The following is a 16,626-nucleotide window of genomic DNA, read 5'->3' on the forward strand; positions in this document are numbered from 1 at the left end:
ACGCTCTTACTGTCTTTTATAGTCGATGAACTGTGATTTTCTGTACTTATCCCTAGTCACATGCCATAAGATAGTGTACAATAGAAAGAAATTAAGACTATACGTTGTATACCATATCATGAAGAAAAGGGGATTTATGTCTTATGGAAACGTGTGAAAAATATTCTCCGGAATACTTGCGGTATCTGGAATTACTGTCCAAGGAATATAAAACGCAGGCCGAAACATTCACGGAAATCATCAATTTGCAGGCCATCGTCAACTTGCCGAAGGGGACGGAACATTTTATGAGCGACCTTCACGGCGAATATGAAGCGTTTTATCATATCTTAAATAACTGCTCCGGCGTCATTCGGGAAAAGGTCGAAATGATATTCGCCAACTCCATGACGGCAGAGGAGCGGGACGATTTATTGACGCTGATTTATTATCCTAAGGAAAAGCTGGATATGCTGCAGCGGGAAAAAGCAATTACGGATCAGTGGGCGAAAAAGACGCTGAGCCATCTGATTCGCCTGGTCAAGCTGCTGTCGTCGAAATATACGCGGTCTAAAGTGCGTAAGGCTATGCCTAAGGTGTTCCGCTTCGTCATTGACGAACTGCTCCATGCCCAGCCGGACGAAGATAAAAACCGCCGGGCATATCATATGAAGATATTGAATACGATTTTAGAAACGGGCAGCACGCGGCAGTTTATTTACGCCCTGACGGATTTGATCAAGCGGCTGGCCGTAGACCACCTGCACATTATCGGCGATATTTACGACCGCGGGCCCCATGCCGATAAGATCATGGACTATCTCATGCATCATCATTCCCTCGACATCCAGTGGGGGAACCACGATATCCTGTGGATGGGGGCGGCCGCCGGCAGCGAGGCCTGCATTGCCAATGCGCTGCGAAATAATATTCGCTATCATAATATGGAAATATTGGAAAGCGGTTACGGCATCAGTCTCCGGCCTCTGGCTATTTTCGCGTTGGATACCTATAAAAAGGATGACGGCATCGAGCCGATGGTCAAGGCGATTAACGTCATTTTGAGCAAGCTGGAAGGACAAGTCATCATCCGCCATCCGGAATACAACATGGACGACCGCCTGATGTTCCATAAAATTGACTGGAAACAGGGGACGATTACGCTGGACGGCCAGACCTATGAGCTGACAACGACGGATTTTCCGACAGTTGATCCGCAGGATCCTTATAAATTGTCGCCGGAAGAACACCGCATCATGGCGGCCATTCAATCGGAATTCCTGGAAAGCGAACGGCTGCAGCGCCATATCCGCTTCTTATACAGTCACGGCTCGCTGTACCGCAGCTATAACAACAACCTCTTGTTCCATGGCGGCGTTCCTCTCAATGAAGACGGCAGCTTTAAAGAAATTTATCTCAACGGCAAGCCGTATAAGGGAAAGGCTTTCATGGATATGGTCGATTTTATCGCCCGTCAGGCCTATGACAAGCGGGATACGAACAGCCTGGATTATATGTGGTACATGTGGTGCGGCATAGATTCTCCTGTATCGGGCCGAATTGTCAAGACCTTTGAACGGAGCTATATCGTCGATCAGTCGACGTGGAAAGAACCGCAGAACGATTATTACCATCTCAACCGGGATCGGGATGAATGCATAAAAATCCTCCATGAATTCGGCATCGATTCTCCCCAGGGCCATATCATCAACGGCCATACGCCGGTCAAGGTCAAGAAAGGGGAAAGCCCGATTCGTGCGGAAGGGAAGGAAATCTGCATAGACGGCGGGTTCTGCAAGGCCTATCAGGGATCGACGGGCATTGCCGGCTACACCTTAATTTTCAATTCTCACGGCATCCGCATCAAAGCCCATTATCCCTTTAAGGATGTCACGCAGGTATTGATGAACAACGCCGATATCGATTCGGAATCGACGCAGGTCGAACTGGAGCCGAAGCGCGTTATGATCGGCGACACGGACAACGGCAAAAAGCTGCTGCAGATGATCGACGATTTGAAAGCGCTGCTGCATGCATACCGCCAGGGCATTATCCTGGAACGGCCTGAAGAAAAAGAAATATAACCGGAAATACGGGCGTAAGAGGAGACAGATGGAAGGTCTGTTTCCTCTTTTTGCATACTGTACGTTTTTGATATAGATGTTGCATATTTTGCACATGCAGAGTATGCGGAAATGTGATGACCGTATGATATAATAGGATAACGCAGAAAACAGCAGGCTGTGCGGTGCTGTTTTCTGCGGATTCCATAAAAGGAGAGTCACATGAACAAAGATATTTACGAACGTATTCAAGAGCAATCGCGCCAAATGATCATGCCGTTTCAACGGTTCTTCAAGCAGGAAGCGTCCAGCGGCATCGTTCTTCTCACCTTTGCCGTCATGGCGATGGGCCTTGCCAATTCTCCATGGGCAGCCGCCTATGAAGAGATCCTGCATTGGAAGCTGTCCGTCGGGATGGGGGATTTCCAGCTGTCCATGTCGCTGCTTCATTGGATTAACGACGGGCTGATGGCCGTGTTTTTCTTCGTCATCGGCATGGAGATCAAGCGGGAATTTTTATTCGGCGAACTGAAATCGCCGTCGTCTACGCTTCTTCCCATTGCGGCGGCTGTCGGAGGCATGGTCGTGCCGGCGCTGTTATATACGGCTTTTAACATTGGAAAGCCGACGATTTCCGGCTGGGGCGTGTCGATGGCTACGGATATTGCCTTTTCCTTAGGCGTACTGGCCTTTGCCGCGCCGCGGGCGCCGCGAGCTGTCGTTGTATTTTTGACGGCCCTGGCGATTGTCGATGACTTGGGCGGTATTTTAGTCATCGCCTTGTTTTATTCGTCCGATTTGCACGGTCCGTCCCTGTTGGCCGGAGCCGCCGTTTTGCTCGCGCTGTTTTGGCTGTCGCGGCGCAACGTCCAGTCGGTCCTTTTGTACCTGATTGGAGGAGGGCTGCTGTGGTATGCGTTTCTGCAGGGCGGGATTCATCCGACGATTGCCGGTGTCCTCTTGGGCTTTTCCATTCCGGCCGGAACGGAAGAAACGCACGGCGAGAGCCTGCTCAGAAAGCTGGAGCATAGGCTGACGCCGTGGTCGGCGTTTTTCGTCATGCCCGTATTTGCTTTGAGCAACGCCGGCATTGCCATAGACGGCGGCAGCGTGGGAAACTTGCTGACGCCTGTCGGCCTGGGCATCATGGCCGGGCTGTTTCTCGGCAAGCCTCTGGGCATTTTCTTATCCGTATACGGCCTGATACGCCTTCGCGTCGCAGCCTTGCCGGCCGGCGTTCGGACGGCCCACTTTCTAGGCGCTGGCATGCTGGGCGGCATCGGCTTTACCATGTCCCTGTTTATCGCTGCCCTGGCCTTTGCGGACGGGCAGGCGCTGATGACGGCCAAAACTGCCATCGTAGCCGCGTCTGTGATGTCCGGCCTGGCGGGGACGGCTATGTTTAAATGGCTTCAGCGCGGGACTCCGTAAAACGAAGAAGGCAGCGCGAGGTTTCGGGCTTTTATTGACGGACGCATGTCGGATGAGTATAATTAGTACGGTAAAGATACTTTTTGCATATCCATAAATATAACGGTAAAAGGAGCGGGTTCGATGAATATTATTGATGAATTGTCTTGGCGCGGCGCCGTAAATCAGATGACCGACGAAGAAGGCTTGCGCAAGCTGACGGAAGAAAAGAGCGTGTCCTTGTACTGCGGCGTAGACCCGACGGGAGACAGCATGCATATCGGCCATTTAATTCCCTTTATGATGCTGAAACGCTTTGCCTTGGCAGGTCATCATCCCTATGTCGTCATCGGCGGCGGCACAGGCGTTATCGGCGATCCGAGCGGCCGCAAGACGGAACGGCAGCTGCAGACCATTGAAAAAATCCATGAAAACGCGGAAAAATTAAAAGCCCAGTTTATTCATTTGTTCGGCGAAGGCTCGAATATTTCTTTCGTAAACAACTACGACTGGCTGAGCAAAATCGATTTGCTGAACTTCCTCCGCGATTACGGCAAGCTGTTCAGCGTCAATACGATGCTGGCGAAGGAAGTTGTCGCAAGCCGTCTGGAAGCGGGCATTTCCTTTACGGAATTTTCCTATCAGATTCTGCAGTCTATCGACTTTGAACATCTCTTCACACACAACGACGTCCAGCTTCAGATCGGCGGCGCCGACCAGTGGGGCAATATTACGGCCGGCATCGATACGATTCATAAGATGCACGGCAGCGACGCCCGAGCCTACGGCCTGACGATTCCCCTCATGCTGAAGTCGGACGGCACGAAGTTCGGCAAGACCGCCGGCGGAGCCGTATGGCTGGATCCGGAAAAGACGTCTCCTTTCGAATTCTATCAGTTCTGGCTGAATCAGGATGACGCTGACGTCGTCAAATATTTGAAATACTTCACCTTCCTCAGTAAGGAAGAAATCGACGCCCTGGAAGAAGCCGTCAAGACGGAACCGGAAAAACGTCTGGCTCAGCGCCGTTTGGCGGAAGAAGTAACGACCTTCGTCCACAGCCCTGAAGCGCTGAAGGAAGCGCAGAATATTACGGAAGCCCTCTATCACGGCAGCATTGCCGATTTGACGGAGCACGAACTGACCCAGGCCTTTGGCAAGATGCCGACGGTCGACGTATCGAACGAAGAAAAGGACGTCGTAAACTGGCTTGTCGATTCGACGATTTACAAATCCAAGCGCCAGGCCCGCGAAGATATCACGAACGGCGCCGTGACGATCAACGGCGTAAAGGTCCAGGCTCTCGACGAAATCGTCGTGCCTCATAAGAATTCAAACGGCAAGTACGTTATCGTGCGCAAGGGCAAAAAGAACTACACGCTGGCCCGTATTCAGAAATAAGAAAAATAAATATTGACGGAAGCAGAAACGTGTGCTATAATAACTCATTGCAAAATGTTCAATTGATGATATTATGAGGTACATGGAGGAAGCGCTTCCGGTGAACAAAAAATTAAGCAAGGTTCAAGTTTTATTACGGAGCCTTGCTTTTTTGTCGCTTTTGAAGATGCCTTTACGACGCGATTATATCATGGTTTACTTTTTATAAGGGGTGAAGAATCAGCATGTTCAAACCTGTACAAGTAGGGAAAAGAACTCGATACACGTATGCTAAGATTAACGAGGTCTTAAAAATGCCTCATTTGTTGGATTTGCAGAACAAATCTTATGAATGGTTCTTAGAAAAAGGGCTGAAAGATATTTTTCAAGATATTTCGCCCATCGAAGATGCATCGGGCAACTTGTCTTTATCCTTTGAAGATTTCAAACTGGGGGAACCTAAGTATGACATCCGGGAATGCAAGGAACGAGACACGACATATGCCGCGCCGCTTCGGGTTCAGATCCGTCTTGTCAATCATGAAACAGGGGAAATTAAAGACCAGGAAGTATTCATGGGGGATTTCCCGCTGATTACAGATACAGGTACATTTATTATCAATGGGGCAGAACGCGTTATCGTCAGCCAGCTCGTGCGCTCGCCGGGCGTATATTACGGCTGCGAACGCGATCCGATGGGCACCATGTTGTATAACTCTACGGTCATTCCGAACCGCGGTGCCTGGATCGAACTGGAAACGGACGTAAACGGCATTGTATACGCCCGCATAGACCGCAACCGCAAAATCCCCGTCACGGTGCTGATCCGCGCCCTGGGCTGGTCTTCCAACGCAGAAATCCTCGATTTGTTCTTCGACGATAAGCGGCTCAAGGATACCTTTGAAAAAGATACGACGGAAAACCAGGATGAAGCCCTCGTAGAAATCTATAAAAAGCTCCGCCCCGGCGAACCGCCGACAGTAGAAAGCGCCCGCAATTTGTTCGAAGGGCTGTTTTTCGACTCCCGCCGGTACGATATGGCCCGCGTCGGCCGCTATAAAGCCGGCAAAAAGCTGGGCTGGGAACGCCGCTTATTCGGCTTGACGCTCCATGAACCGATCGTTCATCCCGAAACGGGCGAAGTGATCGTCGACGCCCATACGGAAATCGGCGCGGCTGAAGTAAACAGGATTAAAGAAAGCGGCGTATTCTCCGGCGAAGGGCTCGTAGAAGCCTTCGTAGAAAAAATTGACGGGTCTGTATATAAGATTATCTGCAATAACAGCAATCTGCCGTACGATCACCGCACGATTACCCGCGAAGATATTATCGCCAACATAGATTACCTGCTGAACCTCATGGACGGCTTCGGCACCGTCGACGACATCGACCATTTGGGCAACCGCCGCCTCCGCTGCGTCGGCGAACTGCTCCAGAACCAGTTCCGCATCGGCCTGACCCGTATGGAACGCGTCGTCCGCGAACGCATGACGATTCAGGACGCCGAAAGCATTACGCCTCAGGTCCTGATCAATATCCGTCCTGTCGTTGCAGCGATTAAAGAATTCTTCGGTTCCAGCCAGTTGTCCCAGTTCATGGACCAGACGAACCCGCTGGCTGAAATCACGCATAAACGCCGTCTCAGCGCCTTGGGCCCCGGCGGCTTGTCCCGTGAACGGGCAGGGTTTGAAGTCCGCGACGTTCATCACTCCCACTACGGCCGCATGTGCCCTGTAGAAACGCCTGAAGGTCCGAACATCGGCCTGATTTCTTCGCTGGCCTGCTTCGGCAAGGTAAATGAATTCGGCTTTATTGAAGCGCCGTACCGCCGCGTCGATAAGGAAACCCATGTCGTTACAAACGACGTTTGGTATATCACGGCAGATGAAGAAGAACAGTATATCATCGCCCAGGCTAACGAACCGCTGACCGAAGACGGTCATTTTGTACACAGCCGCGTCGCTTGCCGTCACGGTGAAGATACGCGTGAATTCCCGGCCGACCGCGTCGATTTCATGGACGTATCGCCTAAGGAAGTTGTTTCCGTCGGTACATCCATGATTCCGTTCCTGGAAAACGACGACGCCAACCGCGCGCTCATGGGCGCGAACATGCAGCGTCAGGCCGTGCCGCTCCTCCGCACGCAGGCTCCGCTCGTCGGCACGGGCATGGAATATAAAGCTGCCTGCGACTCAGGCGTATGCGTACTGGCTAAGCACGACGGCGTCGTATGCCGCGTAACAGGCGATGAAATTAAAGTAAGAACCGATTCCGGCTCTATTGATACATACCGCTTGATTAAATTCGTCCGTTCCAACCAGAGCACCTGCATTAACCAGCGCCCCTTGGTATACAAGAACGAACGCGTTACGGAAGGCCAGGTACTGGCCGATGGCATGGCTACGGACGGCGGCGAATTGGCGTTGGGCTACAACATCCTCGTAGCGTACATGCCTTGGGAAGGCTATAACTACGAAGACGCCGTTCTTCTCAGCGAAGAATTGCCGAAGAACGACTTATATACGTCTATCCATATTGAAGAATATGAATGCGACGCCCGCGACACGAAGCTGGGCTCTGAAGAAATTACCCGCGAAATTCCGAACGTCAGCGAAGACAGCACGAAAAACCTCGACGAAAACGGCATCATCATGATCGGCGCCGACGTATTCCCCGGCGACGTCCTCGTCGGCAAAGTTACGCCGAAAGGCGAAACGGAGCTGACGCCGGAAGAACGCCTCCTGCGCGCTATTTTCGGCGACAAGGAACGGGAAGTCCGCGATACGTCGCTGCGCGTGCCTCACGGCGAATCGGGCAAGGTCGTCAACGTCCGCATTTTCTCCCGTGAAAACAACGATGAACTGCCGCCGGGCGTTAACCGCCTCGTCCGCGTATACATTGCACAGAAGCGTAAGATTCACGAAGGCGACAAGATGGCCGGTCGTCACGGAAACAAGGGTGTCGTATCCCGCGTAATGCGTCAGGAAGACATGCCGTTCCTTCCCGACGGCACGCCTGTTCAGATCGTGCTGAATCCCTTGGGCGTACCGTCTCGTATGAACATCGGTCAGATTTTGGAAACCCACCTCGGCTGGGCTATGCATGAACTGGGCGTTCAGATTAAAAAGATGAATCCGAATTTGGAAGCGAAGCTGCGCGGAGCCGGTTACGATTTCGATACGTACGGCATGCCGAAGCCCGATAAGGCCGGCATTCACATTGCGACGCCGGTATTTGACGGCGCGCAGGCTGAAGACGTATTCGAATCTCTGCGCATCGCTGGATTGCCGGAAGACGGCAAATCCGTCCTGTACGACGGCCGTACAGGCGAACCGATGGACCGCCGCGTAACCGTCGGTTACACGTACTTCCTCAAGCTGCATCATCTGGTCGACGATAAGATCCACGCTCGTTCGACTGGCCCGTACTCCCTGGTTACGCAGCAGCCTCTGGGCGGTAAAGCTCAGTTCGGCGGCCAGCGTTTCGGCGAAATGGAAGTTTGGGCTTTGGAAGCATACGGCGCGGCATACACGCTGCAGGAAATGCTGACAGTCAAGTCTGACGATGTCGTCGGCCGTGTCAAAGCGTATGAAAAAATTGTTAAAGGCGAAAATATTCCTGAACCGGGCGTTCCTGAATCCTTCAAGGTATTGCTTAAAGAATTGCAGGCTATCGGCTTAGATGTCCAGATTCTCAATGAAGACGGCGAAGAAGTTGTCATCAAGGAACTGGATGACGAAGACGATGTAGAACCGGAACAGACAGATGAACTCCGCCGCGTTATGGAAGGCGAAGGCATGGACAGCCCGTCGGCGCCCCTGGCTGATGAAGCCGGAGACGGCGAACCGGCAGAAGAACCGGTTGCCAACGGCGATGAAGATGATATTATGAGCGCCATGAGCCTCGACGCCGTTGCCGAAGCGGAACATCTGAACGACGATACTATTAACGAAGATGAAGACTAATAGAAGGGAGCGGTATTAGTGCTAGACGTGAACGAATTTGATTCCATGCGGATTGGACTGGCTTCTCCGGAAAAGATCCTTGAATGGTCGCACGGCGAAGTAAAGAAACCGGAAACGATCAATTACCGTACATTGAAACCGGAACGGGACGGTTTATTCTGCGAACGCATTTTCGGGCCTACGAAAGACTGGGAATGCCATTGCGGAAAATACAAACGCATTCGCTATAAAGGCGTTGTCTGCGACCGCTGCGGCGTTGAAGTAACGCGAGCGAAGGTTCGCCGCGAACGGATGGGCCATATCAAACTGGCTACGCCTGTATCTCATATTTGGTATTTTAAAGGAATTCCCAGCCGGATGGGCCTGATTCTCGACATTTCGCCCCGTTCGCTGGAAAAGGTATTGTATTTTGCCTCGTATATCGTCCTGGACCCGGGCGATACGCCGCTGACGAAGCAGCAGCTCCTGACGGAAACGGAATACCGCCAGTATCTCGATATGTACGGCGATAAATTCCGCGTCGGCATGGGCGCGGCAGCCGTTAAGGAATTACTCCAGGGACTGGACTTGGAAAAACTCAATAAAGAACTGCGCGACGAGCTGCGCGATTCTTCCGGCCAGCGCCGGGTCCGGGCGATCCGCCGCCTGGAAGTCGTCGAAGCCTTCCGCCATTCCGGCAACAAACCGGAATGGATGGTCATGGACGTGATTCCCGTCATTCCCCCGGAACTGCGCCCGATGGTACAGCTCGACGGCGGCCGCTTTGCTACGTCGGACTTAAACGACCTGTACCGCCGCGTCATTAACCGAAATAACCGCCTGAGCCGGCTGCTGGAATTAGGCGCTCCCGATATCATTGTCCGCAATGAAAAGCGCATGCTTCAGGAAGCTGTCGACGCCCTGATCGACAACGGCCGCCGCGGCCGCCCTGTCACCGGGCCGGGCAACCGTCCTCTTAAATCCTTGTCGGATATGCTCAAGGGGAAACAAGGCCGCTTCCGTCAGAATCTGTTAGGTAAGCGTGTCGACTATTCCGGCCGTTCCGTTATCGTCGTCGGACCGGAGCTGAAAATGCATCAGTGCGGCCTGCCGAAAGAAATGGCTTTGGAATTGTTCAAGCCCTTCGTCATGAAAAAACTCGTAGAAAAAGGCATTGCTACGAACATTAAAAATGCTAAGAAAAAGGTCGAACGCGTCAGCCCGGAAGTGTGGGACGTGCTGGAAGACGTTATTCAGGAACATCCGGTACTCTTGAACCGCGCCCCGACGCTGCACCGTTTAGGTATTCAGGCCTTCGAACCGATTCTTTGGGAAGGCCGGGCCATTAAGCTGCATCCTCTGGTCTGCACCGCCTTCAATGCCGACTTCGACGGCGACCAGATGGCCTGCCATCTGCCCTTGTCCGTAGAAGCCCAGGCTGAAGCGAGAACGCTCATGCTTTCGGCACACAACATTTTGGCGCCGAAGGACGGCAAGCCTGTTGCCGTACCGACGCAGGATATGGTGCTTGGTGCTTATTACCTGACCCTTGTTAAACCGGGAGCCTTGGGCGAAGGCAAGATGTTCTCTAATTACGATGAAGTCATGCTGGCGTATGATGCCAAGGCTATCGATATCGAAGCGGTCATCAAGGTCCGCATTCCCGGCCACGGTATTATCGAAACGACGGCGGGCAAGCTGCTGTACAACTATCAGGTGTACGAACCACTCCGCTTGTATCATACGGACAAGGTCATGGTATTTACCAATCCCGAAGATACGAAGTTTGCCTATGAAAACGGCATCATCGATTCGACGCATCTCGTAAAGATTAAAGATGAAAACGGCCATATTTTAGACTATGGTTTCTCCCAGCTGAAGGAAGCCTTCGGCGTAGACCTCCTGGCCATTCGTCCGCTGCCGGCTAATAAGGTAGATAAAGAAGCGGTAGCTGCCTTCAAAGAAGGAAAAGAATTTGTCGATGTCAACTGCCTTGGTGTACTGATGAATAAGAAGGAAATCGGCAAGCTTGTCGACGCTTGCTTCCATCTCGTAGGCAATACGAAGACAGCGGCCCTCCTTGACCGCATCAAGGCTATCGGTTATCATTACGCGCGGCAGGCCGGCATGTCCATCGCTATTTCGGATATTCAGATCCCTGCTGAAAAATGGGATATTCTCAACGAAGCCGACAAGAAGGTTCAGAATGTTACGAAAATGTACCTCCGCGGCTTGATTACGGAAGACGAACGGTACCGCAAGACCTGCTCCATTTGGGAAAAGGCGACGGACGACGTGACGGAAGCCATGATGGATAACATGGACCCGTTCAACTCCATCTTTATGATGGCTGACTCCGGTGCCCGCGGTAATAAACAGCAGATTCGTCAGGTTGCCGGCATGCGCGGCTTGATGGCTGACCCGTCCGGCCGTATCATCGACTTGCCGATCAAGGCGAACTTCCGCGAAGGCCTGTCCGTATTGGATTACTTTACGTCGAGCCACGGCGCCCGTAAGGGTTTGGCCGACACGGCTCTGCGTACGGCTGACTCGGGCTACCTGACCCGTCGTCTCGTCGACGTATCGCAGGACGTCATCGTTCGCGAAGACGACTGCGACGTATTCGGCATCGACCTCGTCCGCGAACGGGCCCGTCTGGCCAGCTCGTGCCGTCAGGCTGTCAACCTCCTGCGGGAAAAACTGATTGGCCGCGTCTTGGCGAAACCGGCGATCGATCCGGAAACTGCAGACGTCGTGTTCGAAGAAGGCCATTTGCTGACGACAGACGATATGGATACGGTTATCGAGCACAAGCTGCCGAAGCTGTATCTCCAGGGCAGCCAGATGGATATAAACGATGATATGAACCATACGAACTTAGTTGAAGTCGTTACGCTGGGAGCTCCGGAAGAAGGCTTCCGCGCGGCGCTTCGCAAGTCTATGGTCGATAATATGCTTGGCAAAACCGTTGAAACGGCAGTGATTGATTCCAACGGCATGGAAATCTGCCCGGCTGGCACGGCACTGACAGAAGATGCTATCGAACGCATCCTTTCCAGCGACGTAACGGAAGTAAAAGTACGCAATAACGATATCCGCGGCGTAGAAGTTACGGCTATCGTCGAAGGCGACGGCGTCATTGAACCGCTGGAAGAACGAATCGAAGGCCGTACGGCGGCGGAAACCTTGGTCAACCCGAATACGGGCGAAGTCATCGTTCCGATTAATGAAGAAATCATGGCCGACCAGGCGAAAGAAATCGCTAAATATTACGATAAGGTCCGGATTCGTTCCGTCCTTACCTGCCACAGCCGTTACGGTGTCTGCGCTAAGTGCTACGGCCGCGACCTGGGCACGGGCAGCAAGGTAAATGTCGGCGAATCGGTCGGCACTATCGCGGCCCAGTCCATCGGCGAACCGGGCACGCAGCTGACGATGCGTACGTTCCACACAGGCGGCGTTGCGTCGGCAGGGGATATTACCCAGGGTCTTCCCCGTGTCGAAGAATTGTTTGAAGCCCGTAAGCCGAAGGGCAACGCTATCGTCACGGAAATCGACGGCGTCGTTTCCATTACGGAAAAAGAAGACCACCATGACATCAATATCGTTCACGTCGTAAATAAAGACGGCGAAGAACGCAGCTACACCATCCCGTACGGAGCTCACTTAGTCGTTCATGAAGGCGACGTCATCACGAAGGGCAGCCGTATTACGTCGGGTTCCATCAATCCTCACGACATCCTTCGCATTCTGGGTGTAGAAGCTACGCAGCGCTACCTCGTATACGAAGTGCAGAAGGTATATAAATCCCAGGGCGTTGGTATCAACGACAAACACATCGAAGTTATCGTGCGTCAGATGCTCCGCAAGATGAAGATTGAAGACGCCGGTGACGCCGATATGCTGCCGGGCGATTACGTCGACGTCAATATTTTCGAAGACACGAACCGCCGTATTCAGGCTGCAGGCGGCAAGCCGGCCATCGGCAAGCCGATGCTGCTCGGTATTACGAAAGCCGCGTTGGCGACGGAATCGTTCTTGTCGGCTGCGTCGTTCCAGGAAACGACCCGCGTATTGACGGATGCGGCTATCAAGGGCAAGATTGATCCCTTGCTCGGCTTGAAGGAAAACGTTATTATCGGCAAGCTGATTCCCGCCGGCACCGGCATGAGCCGGTACCGCAAGGTAAAGGTTGTCAAAACCGTACCGTCCATATCGTATGAAGATGAAGACGGCTCCGTCGTAGACTGCGACGACGTAACGGCGACAGCTCCCGAAGCGGGCCATTAAGCTCTGACGTTATAGCACTGTACAGAGACCTCTCGTAAGAGAGGTCTCTGTTTTTTACCTTGTAAGATACACCCGGATGAGTGTAATAAAAAATGTCTTAGTTACGCAGTTTTTACGAAAAACACATTGACATTCCTATGGGGGAATGCTACAATGTCTAAGTGTCGCGGCGAAGGTGCTGCGCGCAATTTGCAAGATGTAAGGAGTGATGTTTCGTGAGCTTGGAACTGGCGGGCAATGTCCGCAAGACCGTAGGGGCAAAGCAAACGCTTAAAGCAATGAAACGAAACGAAGTCACCCAGCTGTATGTTGCTAACGACTGTGACGAACAGGTCGTCGCGCCGCTTCTCGCGTATGCGGAGGAGGCAGGCATCGCCGTCGACCGTTCCAATACGATGGCAGAGCTCGGCATAGCCTGCCGCATTAAAGTCAAGGCAGCGGCCGTTGGAGTGTTGAAGTAACTTTGGTAATATCATCGTCAGATATTTTTCTGATGATGATTACATTATAAATCTAATTGTTTGGAGAGGAGGTGCCCACATGCCAACAATCAGCCAATTAGTTCGTAAGGGTCGTCAGGATTCTGTAACGAAATCCACGGCGCCGGCTTTGAAAAACTGCCCGCAGAAACGCGGCGTCTGCACTCGTGTATACACGGCTACGCCGAAAAAACCTAACTCTGCTCTGCGTAAAGTTGCCCGTGTTCGCTTGACGAACTCCATCGAAGTAACAGCTTATATTCCTGGCATTGGTCACAATTTACAGGAACACAGTGTAGTATTAATCAGAGGCGGTCGTGTTAAAGACCTTCCTGGTGTACGTTATCACATCATCCGCGGTGCCTTGGATACGGCTGGCGTTGCAAACCGTCAGCAGTCCCGTTCTAAATACGGCGCTAAAAAGGGTAAATAATCGTATTGCCTGATCAGATGAACCGATAACCTGCATATTATAAAGGAGGAATTAGACATGCCAAGAAAAGGCCCTGTGCCGAAGCGCGATGTGCTGCCGGATCCGGTGTACCATTCTAAATTGGTAACGCGCTTCATCAACAAAGTTATGTTGGACGGTAAAAAAGGCGTCGCTGAATCTATCGTATACGACGCATTCGACATTATCCGTTCTAAGATGAATAAAGATCCCTTAGAAGTTTTTGAACAGGCTCTCAACAATGTAATGCCTGTTTTGGAAGTTCGCGCTCGCCGTGTAGGCGGTGCCAACTACCAGGTTCCCGTTGAAGTACGCGCTGACCGCCGCCTGTCCCTCGGCATCCGCTGGACTGTCGGCTACGCTCGTAAACGCGGCGAACGTACGATGAAAGAAAAGCTTGCCGCTGAATTGATGGACGCTTTCAACAATACTGGCGCAGCTATCAAAAAGAAAGAAGATACCCACAAGATGGCAGAAGCCAACAAGGCCTTTGCTCATTATCGCTGGTAATTATTTAAGTTTTTTATTTGAGGAGTGGAAAAAATCGTGGCAAGAGAATTTCCCTTGGAAAAAACGAGAAATATTGGTATCATGGCCCACATCGATGCCGGTAAAACCACGACGACAGAACGTATCCTTTTCTACACCGGCCGCGTTCATAAAATCGGCGAAGTTCACGACGGCGCCGCAACGATGGACTGGATGGCGCAGGAACAGGAACGCGGCATTACGATCACTTCCGCTGCAACGACGGCTCATTGGAAAGGTCATCGTATCAACATCATCGATACCCCGGGGCACGTTGACTTTACAGTTGAAGTTGAACGTTCTCTTCGCGTTTTGGACGGCTCTGTTGCCGTATTTTCGGCTAAAGGCGGCGTAGAACCGCAGTCTGAAACGGTATGGCGTCAGGCTGAACACTACCATGTTCCCCGTATCGCTTTCATCAATAAGATGGATACGACGGGCGCTGATTTCCTGAACTGCGTTCAGATGATGAAGGACCGCCTTCAGGCTAACGCCGTAGCGATCCAGCTGCCGATTGGCTCTGAAGCGACGTTCAGCGGCATCATCGACCTCGTTACGATGAAAGCTGAAGTATATGACGATGCTCTCGGCAAGGAAATCGAAGTCGTTGATATTCCGGACGACATGAAAGACGAAGCTGAAGAATATCATCAGATCATGCTTGAAGCCGTCTGCGAAACGGACGATGAGCTCATGATGAAATACCTCGACGGTGAAGAAATCTCCATCGACGAAATCAAGGCAGCTATCCGCAACGCCGTTGTAAGCAACAAGATGTTCCCCGTACTTTGCGGCTCTGCTTACAAGAATAAGGGTATTCAGATGCTCCTCGACGCCGTTGTCGACTATATGCCGTCTCCGCTCGATATTCCGCCTGTTGCCGGTGTAAATCCCGATACAGGTGAAGACGACAGCCGTAAAGCTGACGACAAAGAACCGTTCTCTGCCTTGGCCTTTAAGATCATGGCTGACCCCTTTGTCGGTAAATTAGCTTTCTTCCGTATTTACTCCGGTACGCTTCAGTCCGGCACGTACGTGTTCAACTCCACGAAAGGCAAGAAAGAACGCGTAGGCCGTATCCTGCGTATGCACGCAAACCATCGCGAAGAAGTACAGGAAGCATACTGCGGCGATATCGGCGCTATCGTCGGCTTGAAAGATACGACGACAGGCGATACGCTGTGCGATGAAAAACACCCCATCATCCTTGAAAAGATGGAATTCCCTGAACCGGTTATTTCTGTTGCCGTAGAACCGAAGACCAAAGCTGACCAGGAAAAAATGGGTATTGCATTGGCTCGTTTGGCTGAAGAAGATCCGACCTTCAAGGTTAAGACCGATGCCGAAACAGGTCAGACGATCATTTCCGGCATGGGCGAACTCCACTTGGATATTATCGTCGACCGTATGGCTCGTGAATTCAAGGTAGACTGCAACGTCGGCAAACCGCAGGTTGCTTACCGCGAAACGATTCGCAAGAGCGTCAAGCAGGAAGGCCGTTTCGTTCGTCAGTCCGGCGGCCGCGGTCAGTACGGCGACTGCTGGCTTGAACTTATTCCGCAGGAAGCCGGTGCAGGCTTTGAATTTGAAAACAAAGTTGTCGGCGGCGCAATTCCGAAAGAATATATCGGCTCTGTCGAAGCCGGCGTAAAAGAAGCTATGGAAACAGGCGTTTTGGCTGGTTTCCCCATGGTCGATATCAAGGTTATCGTATTCGACGGCTCCTATCATGATGTCGACTCTTCGGAAATGGCATTTAAGATTGCCGGCTCCATGGGCTTTAAAGAAGGCGCAAAGAAAGCCGATCCTGTTCTTCTCGAACCGTATGTTAAAGTCGAAGTCGTCGTCCCTGAAGAATACATGGGCGATGTCATCGGCGACTTGAACTCTCGTCGCGGCCGCGTTGACGGCATGGAAATGCGCGGCGGCGCTGAACATATCAACGGTTTCGTACCCTTGGCTGAAATGTTTGGCTATGCAACGGATTTGCGTTCTAAGACGCAGGGACGTGGCGTTTATACGATGACTTTCGATCACTACGAAGAAGTTCCTAAGAACGTAGCTGAAAAAGTCATTAATGACAAAGGCTAATATTTTAATTA

Annotated in this window: 9 protein-coding genes; all 9 read left to right on the forward strand. The window is 52.0% G+C overall.

Annotation, left to right across the window (positions count from 1 at the left end):
• The first annotated feature begins 143 nt into the window (after nucleotides 1–143).
• The 9 genes from E0L13_RS09765 (at nucleotide 144) to fusA (ending at nucleotide 16,615) form a co-directional block, all read left to right on the forward strand.
• On the forward strand, nucleotides 144–2,063 hold the full coding sequence (locus tag E0L13_RS09765; protein ID WP_168062113.1) for a fructose-1,6-bisphosphatase: 1,920 nt from the start codon (nucleotides 144–146) through the stop codon (nucleotides 2,061–2,063).
• Nucleotides 2,064–2,264: 201 nt separating this feature from the next.
• On the forward strand, nucleotides 2,265–3,473 hold the full coding sequence (gene nhaA / locus E0L13_RS09770) for a Na+/H+ antiporter NhaA (RefSeq protein ID WP_168062114.1): 1,209 nt from the start codon (nucleotides 2,265–2,267) through the stop codon (nucleotides 3,471–3,473).
• A 123-nt stretch (nucleotides 3,474–3,596) separates the two neighbouring features.
• Nucleotides 3,597–4,853, forward strand: coding sequence for a tyrosine--tRNA ligase (tyrS, locus tag E0L13_RS09775; RefSeq protein ID WP_168062116.1), 1,257 nt, complete (start codon nucleotides 3,597–3,599; stop codon nucleotides 4,851–4,853).
• A 224-nt stretch (nucleotides 4,854–5,077) separates the two neighbouring features.
• On the forward strand, nucleotides 5,078–8,797 hold the full coding sequence (gene rpoB / locus E0L13_RS09780; protein ID WP_168062117.1) for a DNA-directed RNA polymerase subunit beta: 3,720 nt from the start codon (nucleotides 5,078–5,080) through the stop codon (nucleotides 8,795–8,797).
• A gap of 18 nt (nucleotides 8,798–8,815) precedes the next feature.
• Entirely contained in the window at nucleotides 8,816–13,066 is a 4,251-nt protein-coding gene (gene rpoC, locus E0L13_RS09785; protein ID WP_168062119.1) for a DNA-directed RNA polymerase subunit beta', read from the forward strand.
• A gap of 215 nt (nucleotides 13,067–13,281) precedes the next feature.
• A complete protein-coding gene (locus tag E0L13_RS09790; protein WP_087478711.1) occupies nucleotides 13,282–13,527 on the forward strand; it encodes a ribosomal L7Ae/L30e/S12e/Gadd45 family protein in 246 nt (81 codons plus the stop codon).
• A gap of 79 nt (nucleotides 13,528–13,606) precedes the next feature.
• Entirely contained in the window at nucleotides 13,607–13,978 is a 372-nt protein-coding gene (gene rpsL, locus E0L13_RS09795) for a 30S ribosomal protein S12 (protein WP_087478712.1), read from the forward strand.
• 57 nt (nucleotides 13,979–14,035) lie between these two features.
• Nucleotides 14,036–14,506, forward strand: a complete 471-nt coding sequence (gene rpsG, locus E0L13_RS09800) for a 30S ribosomal protein S7 (RefSeq protein WP_087478713.1) — start codon at nucleotides 14,036–14,038, stop codon at nucleotides 14,504–14,506.
• A gap of 36 nt (nucleotides 14,507–14,542) precedes the next feature.
• A complete protein-coding gene (gene fusA, locus E0L13_RS09805) occupies nucleotides 14,543–16,615 on the forward strand; it encodes an elongation factor G (RefSeq protein WP_087478714.1) in 2,073 nt (690 codons plus the stop codon).
• Nucleotides 16,616–16,626 lie beyond the last annotated feature (11 nt).

Origin of the sequence: Megasphaera sp. SW808 (assembly GCF_012027795.1) — a bacterium.
Lineage (GTDB): Bacteria > Bacillota > Negativicutes > Veillonellales > Megasphaeraceae > Megasphaera > Megasphaera stantonii.